This window comes from Paenibacillus sp. FSL H8-0548 (genome assembly GCF_038630985.1).
Lineage (GTDB): Bacteria > Bacillota > Bacilli > Paenibacillales > Paenibacillaceae > Pristimantibacillus.
Genome location: NZ_CP152049.1, coordinates 446,074 through 463,281, shown reverse-complemented (window position 1 = coordinate 463,281; position 17,208 = coordinate 446,074). Strand labels below are relative to the sequence as shown.

At 44.7% G+C, this 17,208-nt stretch carries 15 protein-coding genes; all 15 read right to left on the bottom strand.

Translation table 11 applies throughout. The annotated features are described in order from the left end of the window. Positions 1-4: 4 nt before the first annotated feature. The 15 genes from MHI37_RS02095 to MHI37_RS02025 all read right to left on the bottom strand — a co-directional run bounded on the left by MHI37_RS02095 (position 5) and on the right by MHI37_RS02025 (position 17,121). Positions 5-622 (bottom strand): sugar transferase, encoded by a 618-nt coding sequence (locus MHI37_RS02095; RefSeq protein ID WP_083676276.1) that lies wholly within the window; start codon positions 620-622, stop codon positions 5-7. 8 nt (positions 623-630) lie between these two features. Continuing rightward, positions 631-2,022 (bottom strand): UDP-glucose/GDP-mannose dehydrogenase family protein, encoded by a 1,392-nt coding sequence (locus MHI37_RS02090; RefSeq protein ID WP_076337017.1) that lies wholly within the window; start codon positions 2,020-2,022, stop codon positions 631-633. Positions 2,023-2,061: 39 nt separating this feature from the next. Continuing rightward, positions 2,062-2,946 (bottom strand): UTP--glucose-1-phosphate uridylyltransferase GalU, encoded by an 885-nt coding sequence (galU, locus tag MHI37_RS02085; protein ID WP_076337016.1) that lies wholly within the window; start codon positions 2,944-2,946, stop codon positions 2,062-2,064. Between the two features lie 25 nt (positions 2,947-2,971). Next, positions 2,972-3,580, bottom strand: a complete 609-nt coding sequence (locus tag MHI37_RS02080) for a hypothetical protein (RefSeq protein ID WP_076337015.1) — start codon at positions 3,578-3,580, stop codon at positions 2,972-2,974. A gap of 32 nt (positions 3,581-3,612) precedes the next feature. Then, a complete protein-coding gene (locus MHI37_RS02075) occupies positions 3,613-5,436 on the bottom strand; it encodes a nucleoside-diphosphate sugar epimerase/dehydratase (protein ID WP_076337014.1) in 1,824 nt (607 codons plus the stop codon). A 43-nt stretch (positions 5,437-5,479) separates the two neighbouring features. Further along, positions 5,480-6,172, bottom strand: coding sequence for a CpsD/CapB family tyrosine-protein kinase (locus MHI37_RS02070; RefSeq protein ID WP_076337013.1), 693 nt, complete (start codon positions 6,170-6,172; stop codon positions 5,480-5,482). After that, complete coding sequence (locus MHI37_RS02065; RefSeq protein WP_179090215.1) at positions 6,153-6,920, bottom strand: Wzz/FepE/Etk N-terminal domain-containing protein; 768 nt, start codon at positions 6,918-6,920, stop codon at positions 6,153-6,155. The genes MHI37_RS02070 and MHI37_RS02065 overlap by 20 nt, the downstream gene beginning before the upstream one ends. A gap of 162 nt (positions 6,921-7,082) precedes the next feature. After that, entirely contained in the window at positions 7,083-9,170 is a 2,088-nt protein-coding gene (locus MHI37_RS02060; protein ID WP_076337012.1) for an S-layer homology domain-containing protein, read from the bottom strand. A 117-nt stretch (positions 9,171-9,287) separates the two neighbouring features. Continuing rightward, the gene (locus MHI37_RS02055; RefSeq protein ID WP_076337011.1) at positions 9,288-10,082 is read right to left on the bottom strand and encodes a CpsB/CapC family capsule biosynthesis tyrosine phosphatase; all 795 of its coding nucleotides are present in this window, start codon (positions 10,080-10,082) and stop codon (positions 9,288-9,290) included. Positions 10,083-10,297: 215 nt separating this feature from the next. Continuing rightward, entirely contained in the window at positions 10,298-11,275 is a 978-nt protein-coding gene (locus MHI37_RS02050) for a diaminopimelate dehydrogenase (RefSeq protein WP_076337010.1), read from the bottom strand. Between the two features lie 36 nt (positions 11,276-11,311). Further along, on the bottom strand, positions 11,312-12,571 hold the full coding sequence (locus MHI37_RS02045; RefSeq protein ID WP_076337009.1) for a Glu/Leu/Phe/Val dehydrogenase: 1,260 nt from the start codon (positions 12,569-12,571) through the stop codon (positions 11,312-11,314). A gap of 775 nt (positions 12,572-13,346) precedes the next feature. Then, entirely contained in the window at positions 13,347-14,420 is a 1,074-nt protein-coding gene (locus MHI37_RS02040) for an ABC transporter substrate-binding protein (RefSeq protein WP_076337008.1), read from the bottom strand. Continuing rightward, positions 14,420-15,220, bottom strand: coding sequence for an ABC transporter permease (locus MHI37_RS02035; RefSeq protein WP_076337007.1), 801 nt, complete (start codon positions 15,218-15,220; stop codon positions 14,420-14,422). Before MHI37_RS02035 ends, MHI37_RS02040 begins: the two co-directional genes overlap by 1 nt. Further along, entirely contained in the window at positions 15,204-16,022 is an 819-nt protein-coding gene (locus MHI37_RS02030; protein WP_076337006.1) for an ABC transporter permease, read from the bottom strand. Before MHI37_RS02030 ends, MHI37_RS02035 begins: the two co-directional genes overlap by 17 nt. Beyond that, on the bottom strand, positions 16,012-17,121 hold the full coding sequence (locus MHI37_RS02025) for an ABC transporter ATP-binding protein (protein WP_076337005.1): 1,110 nt from the start codon (positions 17,119-17,121) through the stop codon (positions 16,012-16,014). The genes MHI37_RS02030 and MHI37_RS02025 overlap by 11 nt, the downstream gene beginning before the upstream one ends. Positions 17,122-17,208 lie beyond the last annotated feature (87 nt).

The window sequence follows — 17,208 nt, the reverse complement described above, 5'->3', positions numbered from 1 at the left end:
TCGCTTAGCTTCCTAGCTCACTCTTTCTAGCTACGTTGCCTGTCCCACCCTCGACTACACCATCACTCTTTAAGACACTTACTATCGTTCCGAAGAAACACTTCGTATCCATAACTAAGCCCATTTTTTCTACATATTCGCCATCTAGCCTTGATTTGACCTCAATAGGCAGCTCATCTCTACCATTAATCTGTGCCCAGCCTGTCAACCCTGGAATTATGTCGTTGGCTCCATATTTGTCCCTCTCAGCGATCAAGTCATATTGATTCCAAAGAGCCGGACGTGGCCCTATAATCGACATTTCTCCAGCCAAAATATTCAATATTTGAGGTATTTCATCAAGAGAGGTTTTTCTAAGGAATTTTCCAACACTAGTTATGTATTGTTCAGAATTCGAAAGTAAATGTGTTGGGGTATCCTTAGGCGTGTCAACTCGCATGGTTCGAAATTTCAAAATGTAGAAGTGCTTTTTATTGATACCTATTCGCTTTTGTTTAAACAGGACTGGACCTTTAGAGTCCAGTTTTATCGCTGTAATAAGTGCCAAGAAGATAGGAGCTAGTACAACTAAGCCTATAAGGGATAAGAGAAAATCAATTATTCGTTTGAATTTTAGATATATCATCCTCTTTAAACACCCGCCTCAAAGGTATATCCTAGCTCTTCCAATCTATTATTCTGTTTTACTTCGTCCTGGTTCTCGCCATATGCATTAGGTCTTCCAATAGATGCATATGTAAACCCTTTTTTCTTCATCATTTCCGGTTCAAAGCAGTTCCTGCCATCAACAATAATAGGCTGCTTTAATAGCTGTTTGACCTGCTCGAGATCCATTGTTTTAATTTCTTCCCATTCGGTCAGGATCAAGCAGACTTCACAATTCATTACCGTTTCATAAGGATCTTTCTCATAGCTGATTTTTTCTCCGAAATGAATTTTTGCTTCTTTAGCGGCAATAGGATCAAACGCTTTTATCTTTGCGCCTTGCTGCAGCAGCTTTGGAATAATGGATAGTGAAGGGGCATCACGCATGTCATCGGTATTTGGTTTGAATGCAAGCCCGAGAATACCGATCGTTTTCCCTTTAAGATCTCCAATGAGATCTTTTATTTTTTGGATAACGACAACCCGCTGCTTCTCATTCGTCTCAATTACTGATTTCATAAGTTGAAAATCATAGCCTGTGCTCTCAGCAATATGTACAAGTGCGTGTGTGTCCTTCGGAAAGCAAGACCCGCCATAGCCAATACCCGCTTGAAGAAACTTAGATCCAATTCTAGAATCCAGCCCCATCCCAGCGGCTACCTCAGTTACATTGGCTCCTACCCGTTCACATATATTAGCAATGGAATTTATAAATGAAATTTTAGCTGCTAGAAATGTATTCGAAGCATATTTGATCATCTCAGCGCTTTCAAGGTCTGTGATGAAGATATTCGTATTAAATGGCTCATGAAGCTCTTCAATAATCTTTGCAGCTCGCTCGCTAGTCGCGCCAATAACAGCCCGCTCCATATTCATACAATCGGCAATTGCAGAGCCTTCCTTCAGGAACTCTGGATTAGATACAATGTCGAAGGTTAACATTTTATTTTGCAAGTTCTCTCTTACAATTCTTTCTACCAGTCGCCCTGTTCCTACTGGAACCGTGCTTTTGTTCACGATGACCTTATATTCATTAAGATTAGCACCAATCGTTTGGGCCACGGAGGTTACATAACGAAGATCAGCTTCACCCGTGATAGACATAGGCGTTCCTACTGCTATATAAATAATATCTGCCGTTTGTATAGCAGTAGCTATATCCGTTGTGAACTGCAGACGGCCTGCCTCCATATTTTCCTTCACCAGTTCTTCAAGTCCCGGCTCATAAATAGGAATCATTCCATTTTTTAAATTATTAATTTTTTGCTGATCTATATCGCAGCACATTACATTATTTCCTATATGAGAGAAACAAGTTCCTGATACTAGCCCTACATAGCCTGTGCCTATAACAGCAATCTTTTTCATGAAAGGCATCCTCCGTTACAAACTATTTATCGTTTTAAGTCTTTATCATTACAATTTAACCATTGCATCCTTGGCAAGCAGCTGCTTAAGGTACTCCATAAGCTCATCCCTTAAATCTTCACGCTGCAAAGCAAATTCCAGCTGCGTCTTAATAAACCCAATCTTCTCACCCACATCATACCTAGTTCCTTCAAAGTCATAGGCATAAACAGCTTCCGTTCGGTTTAGCTCGGCGATCGCATCCGTCAGCTGGATTTCGCCACCAGCGCCTGGCTTTTGATTTTCTAGTATTTCGAAGATCTTCGGGCTTAAGATGTAACGTCCCATAATCGCTATATTAGATGGAGCATCTTCCTTCTTAGGCTTCTCCACCAAATTATTCACACTAAAGAGACGGTCGTGGATTTCCCTACCGTCTACGATGCCATATCGTGATACTTCATCGGGTAAGACGGTCTGTACGCCTATAATGGATGAGGTATAACGATCATATTGTTCAATCATTTGCTTTAAGCAAGGTTTTTCAGCTTGTACAATATCGTCGCCTAATAATACTGCGAAGGGCTCATTGCCAATAAACTTTCTAGCACACCATATGGCCTGTCCTAAGCCCTTGGCTTCCTTTTGGCGAATATAGTGAATATCCACCATTTTTGAGGACTTTTGAACCTCACTCAGCAGCTCAAACTTCCCTTTTTCAAACAAGCTTTGTTCCAGCTCGAAGGAGTTGTCGAAGTGGTCCTCGATGGCCCGTTTCCCTTTACCTGTCACAATAATAATATCCTCAATACCTGATTCAATTGCTTCTTCTACGATATATTGAATAGTCGGTTTATCAACAATGGGCAGCATCTCTTTGGGCATTGCCTTAGTTGCTGGCAGGAACCTAGTACCTAGACCCGCTGCTGGAATGATCGCTTTACGCACCTTCATCCTCGTTGGCCTCCTTCATCAACTACTATTTTTCACTACTGACCTGATCATATGTTTTTCCTTGGCTCATTCCGTATTTCTTAGCGATTTGAATTAATTCATCGTATTGTTCAGGGGTTAGCTTAGCAAGAATAATGCTACGCGCTTGTTTCTTCTCATCCGTACCTAGACCGCCTTTAGCCAATGCCTGTAATTCCTGTATGTCAGACATGCTCAATTGCTTCAGAAACACGGATGTCAATTGGGCTTTTTCACTAACGGTAATTTTCTCCTGAACATCCTTCGCTTTATCTATAGAAACCTCTGCTTGATATCCGTCTCCTGATTTAACAGTACCCGTTTCTTTAGATGGATCGGTTTGGTCGTTGTTCTTATCACCTGTATCTGTGCCTTCCTCTATTCCTTCAGCAGCATCTCCATCCACTGTGCCTGTTACAGGCTCATCACCCTGAGCCTCCTGATTATCGACGTTCGCTTTAGAGACCTCATTCAGAATGTCATTTTCAAGGCTCGCAGACAACGAAGAAATAAGCTTATTTACCGCATAATTTGCTGCAAATAACCCCCCAACTCCCAGTATTACGATAATCGATACCGCCCAGATAATAATTTTTTTCCACTTTTTCTTACGCATATGCAATTTCCCTCACTCTCATAGAATATCCTTTAGGATGCATTGAAATAAAAAGGAACAAGATGCTCGATTACCTCTTTGATTGAACGCTGGTCCTCTCCAATTACTTTCTCAATTTTTTTGAATTGGAGCTCCAGTTCCGCTCTATTAATCTGAGTTGGTTTACCGATATAGATTCGTTCATGCTGTGTAGAGGTTACTGCTTCCTCATCCGTTAACAGCTCTTCAAACAGCTTCTCACCTTCACGCATGCCGCTAAAATTAATTTCTATATCTACATAAGGCTCATAGCCGGATAGACGAATCAAATCCTGTGCCAAATCCAGTATTCTGACCGGATTACCCATATCCAGGACGAAGATTTCCCCGCCTTTGGCGAAGGCACCGGCCTGTATAACTAGCTGTACGGCCTCCGGTATAGTCATGAAGTACCTCACCATATCAGGATGGGTCACCGTGACTGGGCCGCCTGCAGCAATTTGCTCCTTAAACCTTGGAATAACGCTGCCACGACTGCCCAGTACATTGCCGAACCGAACCGCTACAAACTGTGTTTCACTTATGGTATTAATACTCTGTATGTACATCTCTGCTATTCGCTTCGTCGCCCCCATAATGCTTGACGGATTCACCGCTTTATCGGAGGAGATCATCACGAAACGCTCTGCCTTATATTTATCTGCACAATCGGCTACGTTACGAGTTCCAAAAACATTATTTTTCACGGCCTCCGATGGATTTCGTTCCATGAGAGGGACATGCTTATGTGCTGCCGCATGGAATACGACCTGAGGTCTGTACTTTCGGAATACATCATCCATTCGACTGCGATCCTGAATATCTGCGATCACGGTTTCTAAATGAACATGCGGAAACTTGGTTCTAAGCTCCATCTCGATCGTATAGATGCTGTTCTCCCCATGCCCCAGCAGCATTAGGACGGAAGGGTCGAACGAGGAAATCTGCCTGCATAACTCAGAACCAATTGATCCTCCAGCACCTGTAACGAGTACGACCTTACCCGAAACGTAATTCGCAATCCCTTCCAAATCGGTCATGACCGTATCTCTACCCAATAAATCTTCAACCTCTACATTTCGCAATGACCTTACTGCTAATTTCCCCTTAATAAAGTCATTGATCGATGGAATGATTTTGACCTTGGCTCCTGACAGCTTGCATATATTTATAATATCGGATATCTGCATCCGCTTCGCGGAAGGCATGGCGATAATAATGTCATGGATTTGGTGTTTCTCTACTAGCTCTTTAATATCTGTGCGCGTTCCAAGAACTGGTAAGCCTACGACATGCATATTTCGTTTATGTGGATCATCATCAACAAAGCCGATAATCCGATTCCCCAGGAAGCTAACGCTAGTCATTATTTCCTTCGCAATCAATGCACCGCAATCACCGGCCCCTACAACGAGTACATGATTAGACAGCCCTGTCTTTTTGGTTCTGTTTACTCTTATTAAGCGCCATAGGAAACGTGAGCCGCCCATAAATAACAGCATGAGCTCTAGCGTTCTAGTAGCTACCGATATAGGCACCCGATTGCCTGCGATTAAGTAGGTCGCAGCATAAGATAACAGAAGGCCGATGAATACGGCTTTAAAAAGCTCAATAATTTCCCCTATACTGGCATACTGCCACATTCTTCTGTACATACGGAAGTAAGCTAAACTGCTGCCGCCAATAAATGTTGTCAAGAAAGCAAATAGTAGCATTTGTTTTTCGAAGAAGGGAGAGATACTTCCATCAAAACGAAACAAATACGAGGTTGAAATTGCCAACCATACAATACAAATATCTACTATTAATATGATTAACATTCTATTTTTGTTGCTCACTCGACTCATCCCTCCACAAATTTAAACCTCTACCCCGATCAATCTATTTATCTTGTACACCATAATAATAATAATAGGCTTCTTCATTGGCTTTGCGCTTCACATTATTAAGCACAACACCTAGAATATGAGCATTTACGCTCTCTAAGCTCTTCACCGCTTTACTTGCAATATCCCTTTTCACTTTCCCTTGGTCTACCACTAGAAGAACGCCGTCACTTTTGGCAGCCACAATCTGCGCGTCCGTTACAGCAAGCAGCGGGGGGGTATCAATTAATACAATGTCATACAACTGCCTTAATCTCTCAAGAATTAAGGTCATTCGTTTGGAGTTCATCATTTCCGCGGGGTTAGGCGGAATTGGACCCGATGTAACGACATCCAGGTTTGGCACATTGGTCAGTTGTATGGATTCCTCCAATGAGCACTGCTGAGAAACAACGCTGGAGAGCCCGTACCGATTAGAAATGGAGAAGGTATGATGGGCGGTAGGCTTGCGGAGATCGGCATCGATAAGTACAACCTTCTTCTCCGACTGAGCGAATGTCACTGCCAGATTCGTAATGGTCGTCGACTTGCCCTCACCGGGGCCAGCCGAGGAAACCATAATGACCTGCAGCTTCTCATCAATCGATGAGAATTCAATATTGGTGCGCAGCGCGCGATAGGATTCAGAGATCGGAGACCGAGGATTTGTAATGGTAATGAGCTGACGTTTATTTTTCGATTGAGACACGCTCTAATTCACCTGCCTTGTATGTTTGGTTTGCTGCGCTGGTTTGGCTAGAATTAGCATCCTCAGGACTCATCCTTGAGATCATTGCAAGCGTAGGCTGTCCTAAAAATTGCAATACATCTGCTTCCGTCTTAATCGTATCATCCAAATATTCAAGCAAAAATGTAATTCCAATTGCAATCATTAGAGAAACGATAACGGCTATCGCAATATTAAGCGGAATATTAGGCGATACCGGGCTCGGCTGCGCATCTACGACTGCTTCATTAAGAATGGAGACATTCTCAACCTTAAAGATATTCTGGATCTCTACTTGGAACACATTAGACACCGCATTCACAATTTGAGCTGCTAGCCTGTAGTCCACATCTTGTACAACCAACGTCATGACTTGTGTATTGTTGACGGAGCTCACTTGAATTTTGCGCGAAAGCTCGCCTGCATTCAGACCTAGCTCCGGGTACTGCGAAGCCACTTTATCCAAAATCGCAGGTGTTTTAATGATTTCTTTGTACGTATCAATCATCTTAATATTGGAGTTAATCTGATTAATATCCAGTTGACCCGTTGTCATCTGTGTCGCTGTCTGGTTTACAATAATCTTCGTAGAAGCCTCGTAGACAGGGCTTTTGAAAAAAATGCTAACCACAGCCGTTGCTGCCGTACATATGATAACCATCAATATAATCAGTAATAATCTCTTCTTTATAATCGCTATGTATTGCCGCAAATCCAGTTCGTTAGACACGCCATTCTCCTCCATAAGATACAGTCTTCTGGAATTAATTATATAATTCCAAAGAACTACACCCCCAACACTTAATTCTCTAGTTTATTTTAGAAACCTATCCTAGTTCCGAAAAAAATCTTCCTCCCATCTGCATGAGAGGAAGATTACGCTATTTTTATTTTAGTTGTTGAAGTTTAGCGCTCTGTAAATAATAACGGCTGCTTCAGCACGAGTTGCATTGTTGTTTGGCAGGAACTTACCAGCATCACCAATTACGATTTTGTGAGTCGCGGCAAAGGCCACGCCTTCTTTCAACGTAGCGTTGATTCTCGCAGCATCAGCAAAGCCTTTAAGAGCTGTGTCCACATCAGTGACAGCTGCTGCATCATGGGATACCTTCAATGCACGGGAAATCATTGTCGCCATCTCAGCGCGAGTGATGGTAGCATTAGGATCAAATTTCGAAGCCGAACGGCCGTTAATGATTTTCAACTGGGCTGCTGCAGCCACATACGGTGCATACCAGTCAGTCGAATTCACATCATCAAAGCTTTCAGCTGCCGAACCATTCTCAAGATCTAGAGCACGGATAAGCATCTTGGCAAACTCAGCACGGGTTACTTTATCCTTCGGAACAAACTTCCCTTCTGACTTGCCTTCAATAGCGCCCTTGGCAGCTACAACCTGAATTTGGCGGCCAGCCCAAGCTTCAACCGAAGCAATATCACTAAACGAAACCTTGTTCTCTACAACCACATAAGAGGAGAACGAATCACGAGACTCGATAATCGAATTGCCGGATACACGACCGCCGTGGAATACAAGCTCTCCGTCAACGATCTTCGCTACTGATAGCAGCTCTTTATCAATACCTGTCGTATCACCAAGTGGAATGTTGAGAGTAATCGGTTGATCGAAGGTAGTTCTTGCAGTACCGCCGACAGTTAGGCCGAAATCGTAGATTTCTGAAGCCGATTTCAAAGCACCAACAGCCTCTTCAGTCGCTTCGCTCTTCTTAATGGTAAGCGAAAGAGCAGAATTGAACGTACCGCCAACAGGAAGCGTCACCTTAAATTCACCAATGGTGAATGCTGCGCCGGATACATTGCCGGCTGCCGCTGCTTTCACAACTGCGTCAGAAAGGTTGACTACAACATCCTTAGCCGTTACATCGCCAAGATTAATGGCCAAAGTCGTTTTAGCAATCGCCGCAGTCGGAGCTACCTCATTAACCTTTGCCGCAACTGCGTTAATTCCAGCGATTACTGACAATACATCACTATCATTTAATTGAAGAACCGCTTGACCGTTTACTGTGCTGACACTGGAGGATGCGCTAATTGTTGCCAGCTTAGCAATCTCAGCTTGAGCATCTGCAACAAATTTCGTGATAATCGCAGCTTTCTCCGATTCAGTCGCTTTATCAAGTGCATTCGTCAAATCATCAAGCAATTTACCTGTTGATTCTGGAACTGGAGTTTCTGGAACAGGGATAACGTCGCCCCCGCCGATGCCGCCTGTAGCTGGATGAGCAGCTTTGTATGCTTTGTCCAATGCAACAAATGCTGAAAGTGCTGTCAACGCGTTAACTGCAGGACTAGCTTGAAGCTCGGTATATACATTTGTTAAATCTTCAGTTGTAATTTGATAGTGTTCAATTACCGCTTTTACGTTGGTGTTAGACTCAAGAGCTGATTTTACAGCTGCACGGAGTTGATCCTTCAGCGAAGCATTAATATCTGCTAGACCCGTTACACTGCCAGCAATGGTTGCTAATTTGGTTTCTAGCGCAAGTGCAACCTGAGCAATGTCATCAACCGTCAACGTTACACCAGCTGCCTGCGACAAGCCCTTCAAATATTCCTTGTGAAGCTCACGCTTCTGATCGAGCGAAGCTTCCCAGCCCGAGCTAACCGGAACAGCGAGCAGATCTACGATTACTTCTTTAAAGCCTGCTTGATCATCAACGTCAAGACGCTCTGTAATCGGCACCAAAATCGAGTTTCCAGTAATGGCAAGTGCGGCTGCAATTTCCACACGGAAAGCCTCAACAGCTTCAACTCCACCAGAAATCTTAGCCAGCTCCGTATAAATTTTTCCAGATTCTGTTAGGAAAGCTGCATTAGAGCCAGTCGATGCTGCGTATACTACTCCACTTACTCCAAGCTTCTCAACCAATCCCTTGCTGCTTAGCGGGATTCCAGCCAATGCTGTAAGAGCTACGCTCGCTGCAATGGTTGAAATTGCTATTTTTCTTCTTAATTTCACTTTATACCACTCCTATATATAATAGTTGCATCCATCTAATAGATGGATGTCTAATAACACCATTATGTATGTATCGACAAAACAATCGATGTTTGTTAGTTCTAGCGAACCACAAACCTAGTCTTTCTTACTTCTCTGAAAATAGGAAATAAATCGTCCTACTATCCCATCCGAAGATGAGACTATAGTCGGTTGATCTTGAAATAGAGCATTAAGAACAACAGCTTGAGCATTCATCTTTAAGTAGCTCACCCACTGTTCTCCCATCCGCCTCTCAATTGAATCATAGGCTTCGCTCAATCGAAAGCCTCGGCGAACAATATGATGAGCATCTGAAGATACAATGTGTATATCTCCACTTTTCAATAATGACCACGCCGATTGTTCAATTCGTTTGCCGAATCCGCCTAATAGCGAGTGGGTCGTTACTTGTGCAAAAGCTCCCGCATCAATAAGCTCAGTTAAACGCTCTGGATGCTGTACAATTTCTAAATTTCTCTCAGGGTGTGCAATGATAGGCTTCAAATTCATTACTTTCAATTCATGAATGATCTCAATCATCGTCTTCGGAATACGCGAGGAGGGCATTTCTATCAATACATAGCTGGACTCTGCCAAAGAAAGCAGTTCTCCCCTATGCCAAGCATCAAGCAGATCGTCGTGGACGCGAATTTCCTGACCAGTCCGGACAGTAACAGGCACACCAGCATCTATTAACTGTTCATTAATAGAGCGAGTGTGCTTGATTACTTCGTTTGCTGCATTGGTGTAGGTCCCGTTAGCATGATGTGGTGTTGCAATAATGGTTGTAATTCCCTCTGAAACGGCTGCCCGGGCCATGTCCAAAGTATCATACCAATTCGCAGCACCATCATCTACCTGGGGTAAAATATGTGTATGGATATCAATCATGCTAATCTCACTTTCTGATAGTTTCTGTTCATAACCTATCAATCACTGGTTTGAACTTCATTCTATCATAGGAAGTTTCAAGATTCAGCACCAACCACTATATTTCGACAGTTTTAACTCATATCTTTTATCAGTATACCCTACAATTACCAAAAGTGTTAGTAAAAAAATGTTAAAACGAGGGAGTTTCAGAATTTGTTCAGATGTCCTTCAGCTTATAGCAATCGCTTGCGTAGATCTGCTGCGGATTTTGGCGAAAGGTAGCCAAATGGGATGTCGAAGACTGTTTTCGCTCCAACCTGACCACTGCCAGCAAGCTTAAATGCCGCTCTAGCATAGGCTACTAGAACACTTGCCGTAAATTCCGGATTGCTTGCAAGCTTCAGGCCAAATTCAATAATTTGCGTATTGTTATCGCCTGTCTTGCCGCTGCGCAATACCGTACCGCCGTGAGGCATCGCAGAGTGCTCTGCCTTCAGCGTCGCTTCATCTATGAAGTGAACAGTCGTATTGTAATCAGCGAAATAGTTCGGCATCGTACGGATTTCCTCGGCAATCGCCGCTTGATCCGCACCTTCCTCTGCTACAATGTAGCAATCGCGGATATGCTTATCACGTGTTGCAAGCTCAGGCTCCTCGCCGCCACGCACGCGGGCAACTGCATCTTCGCTTGGAATCGTGTATTGAACGCCATTCTTAACGCCTTTCACACGACGGATAGCGTCGGAGTGCCCTTGGCTTACTCCTTTGCCCCAGAACGTGTACTCTTTGCCTACCGGCAAAATCGCTTCAGCGAGCAGACGATTCAATGAGAACAGACCTGGGTCCCAGCCTGTCGAAATAACACTCACCTTGCCGCTCGCCTGTGCAACTGCGTCCACCTGCTCAAAATACTCAGGTATGCGAGCATGGGTATCGAAGCTGTCTACCGTATGGAACAAGCGTGCAAAAGCAGGCACTTGCTCTGGCAAATCCGTTGCCGAGCCTCCGCATAAAATCATGACGTCGATATCATTAACAAAGCGCTCAGCTTCTAGGACGGAATAGGCTTTGATTGCAGAAGGAATCGAAGCAGGATCTCTGCGCGTAAAAATCGCATCTAGTCTCAAATCCGGGCTTTGCTTGATCGCAAGCTCAACACCGCGGCCCAAGTTGCCGTAACCAACGATGCCGATGCGAATCTGTTCAGTCATGGTGCTGCCACCTTTTCATAAAAAATTTTTAAAAGCTTAAATCCAGCCTCTTGCTTCCATTGCAGCTGCGATTCGTTTGATCGAAATCATATAAGCAGCTGTACGAAGGTCCGTGTCATGCTCTTTAGCCAGGTCGCGAACAGCAACATAAGAAAGAATCATGTTCGTTTCCAGTTTCTCAAGCACTTCTTCTTCGCTCCAGTAGTAGTTCGCAAGGTTTTGAACCCACTCGAAATAAGACACAGTTACGCCGCCTGCATTCGCAAGCACGTCAGGAATAACGGTAATACCGTGGCTTGCAAGTACACGATCCGCTTCCGGTGTTGTTGGACCATTAGCCGCTTCAGCAACGATCTTCGCTTTAATGCGATCAGCATTCGCAGCAGTGATGACATTCTCAAGTGCAGCTGGTACCAAAATATCAACATCAAGCTCAAGAAGCGCCTCATTTGAAATGACGAACGACTCGCCATACTCACGAATGGAGGATGTATCTTTTAGTGTGGATATTTTCTCGATATCTATTCCGTTCGCATCGTAGATTCCACATTTGGAATCACTTACCGCTACAATTTTACAGCCTGCTTCGCTAAGCAAGCGCGCAGCGATACGGCCTGCGTTGCCAAAGCCTTGAACAGCAGCAGTAGCGTTCTGAACTGGAATGCCTTTATCATTCAGGGCAGCCAGAATCGTGTAGACACAGCCTTGTGCTGTAGCTTCATTACGACCTTTCGATCCGCCAAGAATAAGCGGTTTACCTGTAATAACGCCCGGGGAGTTCACACCTTTAAGTCTGCTGTACGTATCCATCATCCAACCCATAATTTGCGGTGTCGTATATACGTCCGGTGCAGGAATATCTTTGTCTGGTCCTACGAAATCAGAAATAGCTTCCATGAAAGCACGGCTTACACGCTCAAGCTCGCCTTTGCTAAGAAGATGAGGATCACAAACTACGCCGCCTTTACCGCCGCCATATGGCAGGCCTACCACGCCGCATTTGAAGCTCATCCACATGGAAAGTGCTTTAACCTCGTCGAGAGTTACATCTGGGTGAAAGCGAATGCCGCCCTTAGTGGGACCGATAGCATCGTTATGTTGGGCACGGTAGCCTTCGAACACACGAACGGTTCCATCGTCCATACGAACAGGGAAGTTAACCGATAGCACACGCTTAGGATTTTTCAAAATTTGTGTTACATGCTCAGGCAATTGCAAATGTGCCGCTGCAGTATCAATTTGTTGTTGTGCAATTTGGTACGGATTCAACGTTTCTACTACTGTGCTCACTGTCATTTCAGGTTCATTCCTTCATCGTAGAATTCGACTCCCAATCCATCGAAAAGCCGCTTTAATGATTTTACCTTTTTCAAACGTATTTTAAAAGATTTTTTTCGTTAAAAAGTACAAATATTCAACATTTTTATCCATTGTCATGTTATATATCATTTGCATGTTATGATTAATAACACACCACGTAGAAGAAAGCTTATGAAAACCTCGAATTATCGCAAAAAATAAACAAAATTGGTCATTTACGGAACCTAATCTCCCTCGACACAGATACACCAATTTGAAGCATGATTGTCCTTTACTTTGCTTTCCGACGCATGCTTATCCCTATTTTCGCCGATTCCGGAAACCCACAACCACTTTGGGAATCGTTTCACAAGCTTCATATCGATACGATGTCAGCTCTATACTTTGTAAATTCCAAGCTTTATCCTACACTTCGCAAGCGCCGATCTGATGTCATTAATCACATCATAAAAATCAATAATTATCGTTTTATTCATCCAATCGACTCCACTCAGGATAATAAACGTTAGATACATTAACAAAATTCACGCGAATTCCCTCAAGCTTTCGACAAGTTTCGGTGTTCTCTCTTCAGATTTTCCATTATTTTTGCTTATTTGCCCTAGCTTGATGTTATTTTTTTGATGCCTAATGATATGAACCGCTTACATTTTAATGCGATCTATTTCTCCATAATAAAATGGATCGAGAGAGCTCTGAGAGCTTTCTCGATCCACTATATTTCATGCATTCATATCGCTGTAAATTCAGTTCATTTCTTATGCATTTTGAACTCAAGGAACAGCTCATTGTAGTGGGACAGCATTCTTTTGCCGAGATTGTCGTACACCTCAAGCCTACTGGTCAGCTCCTCATCCGGATAAAATCGCTCATCACCCGAAATTTCCTCGGGCAGCAAAGCCATTGCCGCTTGGTTAGGCGAGGAATAGCCAACATATTCCGTATTTTGCGCCGCTACCTCGGGATCGAGCATGAAATTAATAAACTGATGCGCGCCTTCGATATTCCGGGCTGTTTTTGGAATGACCATATTATCGAACCATAGATTCGAGCCTTCCTCCGGAACGACGTAATCAAGCTTCTCATTCTCCCCCATAATCTCCGAGGCATCTCCTGACCACACTAAGCCTACCGCCGCTTCCTCATTCGCAAGCAGCATCTTGATCTCGTCGCCTACAATTGCCTTTACGTTCGGCGTCATTTGGAGCAGCTTCGCCTTCGCCTCCTGCAAATGCGCCTCGTCCGTATCATTGAGTGAGTATTGAAGGCTGTTCAGCCCCATGCCCATCACCTCGCGCGCCCCATCCAGCAGCAGGATTTGATTGCGAAGACTTTCGTCCCATAGATCATCCCAGCTGGAGAAGGTCAGCTCGCCAACCAGCTCCGGGTTGTATACGATACCGACCGTGCCCCAGAAATAAGGAATCGAGTAGGTATTATCCGGATCGAAGGACAAATTCATGAATCTTTGATCAATGTTTTTCAAATTCGGAAGCTTGGAATGATCGAGCTCAAGCAGCAGGTTTTCTTCTTTCATTTTGCTAATGGCGTACTCTGAGGGAATGCTCACATCGAACGTCGTCCCCCCTTGCTCAATCTTGGTCATCATCGCTTCATTCGAATCAAAGGTCTGATAAATAACCTTTATGCCTGCTTCCTCTTCAAAACGAGCAAGAAGCTCAGGGTCTATATAATCGCCCCAGTTATAAATCGTTAACGTATTATCGCCGCTGTAGCCCTCGCTTGAGTTCAGATAGGCGGTCAAATAAATGAGCAGCAGCGATACGATCATCACCACAGCAAACATGCGTATGAGCTGCTTCATTAGCGTCCCTCCTTAACTGACGACTTTGTGTTCCGCTGATAAACGAAGTAGTAGCCGACAACGAGAACGATTGTAAATAGAAAGATAAGCGTCGACAACGCATTGATCGACAGCGATACGCCTTGGCGTGCCCGTGAATAAATTTCGACCGACAGCGTGGAGAACCCATTGCCTGTAACAAAAAACGTGACCGCAAAATCATCCAGCGAATAGGTCAGCGCCATGAAGAAGCCCGCGAATATGCCCGGCTTGATAAAGGGCAGGACTACCCTTGTCAGCACCTGCAGCGAGCTTGCGCCAAGATCGCGGGCAGCGTCAAGCAATGTTGTGCTCATCTCCTGCAGCTTCGGCAGTACCATAATGACGACAATCGGAACGCTGAAAGCAATATGCGACAGCAGCACCGAAACGAAGCCCAGCTTAATGCCGATAATCGTAAACAGGATCAGGAAGGAAGCTCCAATAATGACATCCGGGCTCACAATCAGCACATTATTGAGCGTAAGCAGCGCTTGCTTCGGACGATTGCTTCGAATATGGTGAATCGCAATGGCTCCAATTACACCTAGAATCGTCGAGATGGTCGCAGACAGCAGCGCAATGATGAATGTATTCAGCACAATGATCAGCAGCCGTGTATCCTCAAAAACCTCTTTGTAATAATCAAGCGTAAAGCTCTCGAAATTTCGCATCGAGCCGCCGCTATTGAAGGAATAAAACATTAAATAAAAAATAGGCGCATAAAGGACTGCGAATACGAGCACCAAATACAGATTGGACCATTTATTTTTTTCGCGCATCGACCGCACCTCGCTTCCGTTTGCCGGTGATGAGCATCATAATCGCCATCGCCAAAATGAGAAATACTGCGATAGTCGAGCCCATGCCCCAGTCCTGCGTCACAAGAAAATGCTGCTCGATGGCCGTTCCTAGCGTAATCACCCGATTGCCCGCAATCAGCCTTGTAATCATGAACAGCGACAGCGCCGGAATGAATACCGCCATGCAGCCCGCCTTCACACCACTAATGGTGAGCGGGAAGATGACACGACGGAACGTCGTCCATGCCGATGCCCCTAAGTCCCGCGCCGCATAGATGAGCGAAGGGTTCATTCCCTCAAGCGCATTAAAGATCGGCAAAATCATGAACGGGATAAAGATATAAACCGATACGAAAATAAAACTGAAATCAGTAAACAAAATTTGCTGCTTGCCGATACCGACGGCCTCAAGCACCGAGTTGGCGAAGCCATAGGTGCCGAACAAGCCAATGAACGCGTAAGCCTTCAAGAGCAGATTAATCCAGCTCGGCAAAATAATAAGCAGAAGCCAAAGCTGCTTATGCTTGGTCCTTGTCAGCAAATACGCTGTTGGGTAGGCGATAAGCAAGGAAAAAGCCGTAATGAGAAAGGCGTACCAGAAGGAGTTAACCGTCATTCGCATGTAGACTGGCGTAAAAAACTTCACGTAGTTATCGAACGTAAAGGCACCCTCCACGTTAAAGAGCGAGTAATACGCTACGAGAACAATTGGCGCAATGACGAACAGCACGACCCACGCCAAATAAGGGATGAGGTAAAAGCTGCGCGATTTATTTGACATCGCCGGCCTCGCTGTAAGCTTCCAAACGTTTATCAAACTCTTCTTCTGTCTCGCCAAGCCGCATAACGTGGATCGCCTCAGAGTCGAACGTAAGTCCAATTCGCTCTCCCACCGTCGCTTTGCGCGTGGAATGGACAAGCCATTCATTGCCAGCATCATCATAGCAGCAAATCTCGTAATGCACGCCACGGAACAGCTGAGAATCTACGCGCACCTGCAGCTTTCCATTGCCTGTGGAGGTGATCTCCAGATCCTCGGGTCTAATTACGATGTCCACCGCTTCGTTTGGCATTAGCCCTTGATCGACACATTCAAAGGTGCGGCCCGCAAATTCCACCTCGAAGTCACGCACCATTTTGCCAGACACAATATTCGTTTCTCCAATAAAATCAGCTACAAACCGGTTGATCGGCTCATCGTAAATATCCGTCGGCGTGCCGCTCTGCTGAATCTTCCCTTCATTAATAACAAAAATCTCATCCGACATGGCCAGCGCCTCCTCCTGATCATGCGTTACGAAAATAAACGTGATCCCAAGCCGCCGCTGCAGCTCTCGCAGCTCATACTGCATCTCCGTTCGCAGCTTTAGATCCAGTGCGGAGAGCGGCTCGTCCAGCAAAATAATTTCCGGCTCATTCACGATTGCCCTAGCAATCGCTACACGTTGCCGCTGGCCGCCGGACATCTCGGTAATTTCACGCTTCTCATAGCCATTCAAGTTAACGAAGCGGAGCGCCTCCATGACTTTGGCTGACACCTCAGCGTTTTTCAGCTTTTTGATGCGCAGACCGAACGCTACGTTCTCAAATACATTAAGATGAGGAAATAGGGCATAATCCTGAAAGACGGTATTCACCTGACGCTCATTGGCAGGGACCCGGTTAATGACCTTCCCATTAAAATAAATCCGGCCCTCTGACGGCTCGGTAAAGCCTGCAATCAAACGAAGTATCGTCGTTTTACCGCAGCCTGACGGACCTAACAGCGTATAAAATTTGCCACGCTCTATGGTGAAGCTGACGCCCTTAAGAACAGGCTCGTCGTTATAGTCATACTGCTTCGTTACATACTCAAAACGAATAATCGTCTGCTCCTGCATCTTGTATCTCCTTTGCCCGTTTAGAAAGAATAACTGTGATTATACATCATCCCCGAAAAACAGCAATAGTAAAAGGAGAAATGCTGT

What these genes read in the sequence shown, in the direction of transcription:
- MHI37_RS02090 (WP_076337017.1), bottom strand. Translation starts at nt 2,022, where the DNA reads ATGCCTTTCATGAAAAAGATTGCTGTTATAGGCACAGGCTATGTAGGG.
- galU (WP_076337016.1), bottom strand. Translation starts at nt 2,946, where the DNA reads ATGAAGGTGCGTAAAGCGATCATTCCAGCAGCGGGTCTAGGTACTAGG.
- MHI37_RS02080 (WP_076337015.1), bottom strand. Translation starts at nt 3,580, where the DNA reads ATGCGTAAGAAAAAGTGGAAAAAAATTATTATCTGGGCGGTATCGATT.
- MHI37_RS02055 (WP_076337011.1), bottom strand. Translation starts at nt 10,082, where the DNA reads ATGATTGATATCCATACACATATTTTACCCCAGGTAGATGATGGTGCT.
- MHI37_RS02050 (WP_076337010.1), bottom strand. Translation starts at nt 11,275, where the DNA reads ATGACTGAACAGATTCGCATCGGCATCGTTGGTTACGGCAACTTGGGC.
- MHI37_RS02045 (WP_076337009.1), bottom strand. Translation starts at nt 12,571, where the DNA reads ATGACAGTGAGCACAGTAGTAGAAACGTTGAATCCGTACCAAATTGCA.
- MHI37_RS02040 (WP_076337008.1), bottom strand. Translation starts at nt 14,420, where the DNA reads ATGAAGCAGCTCATACGCATGTTTGCTGTGGTGATGATCGTATCGCTG.
- MHI37_RS02035 (WP_076337007.1), bottom strand. Translation starts at nt 15,220, where the DNA reads ATGCGCGAAAAAAATAAATGGTCCAATCTGTATTTGGTGCTCGTATTC.
- MHI37_RS02030 (WP_076337006.1), bottom strand. Translation starts at nt 16,022, where the DNA reads ATGTCAAATAAATCGCGCAGCTTTTACCTCATCCCTTATTTGGCGTGG.
- MHI37_RS02025 (WP_076337005.1), bottom strand. Translation starts at nt 17,121, where the DNA reads ATGCAGGAGCAGACGATTATTCGTTTTGAGTATGTAACGAAGCAGTAT.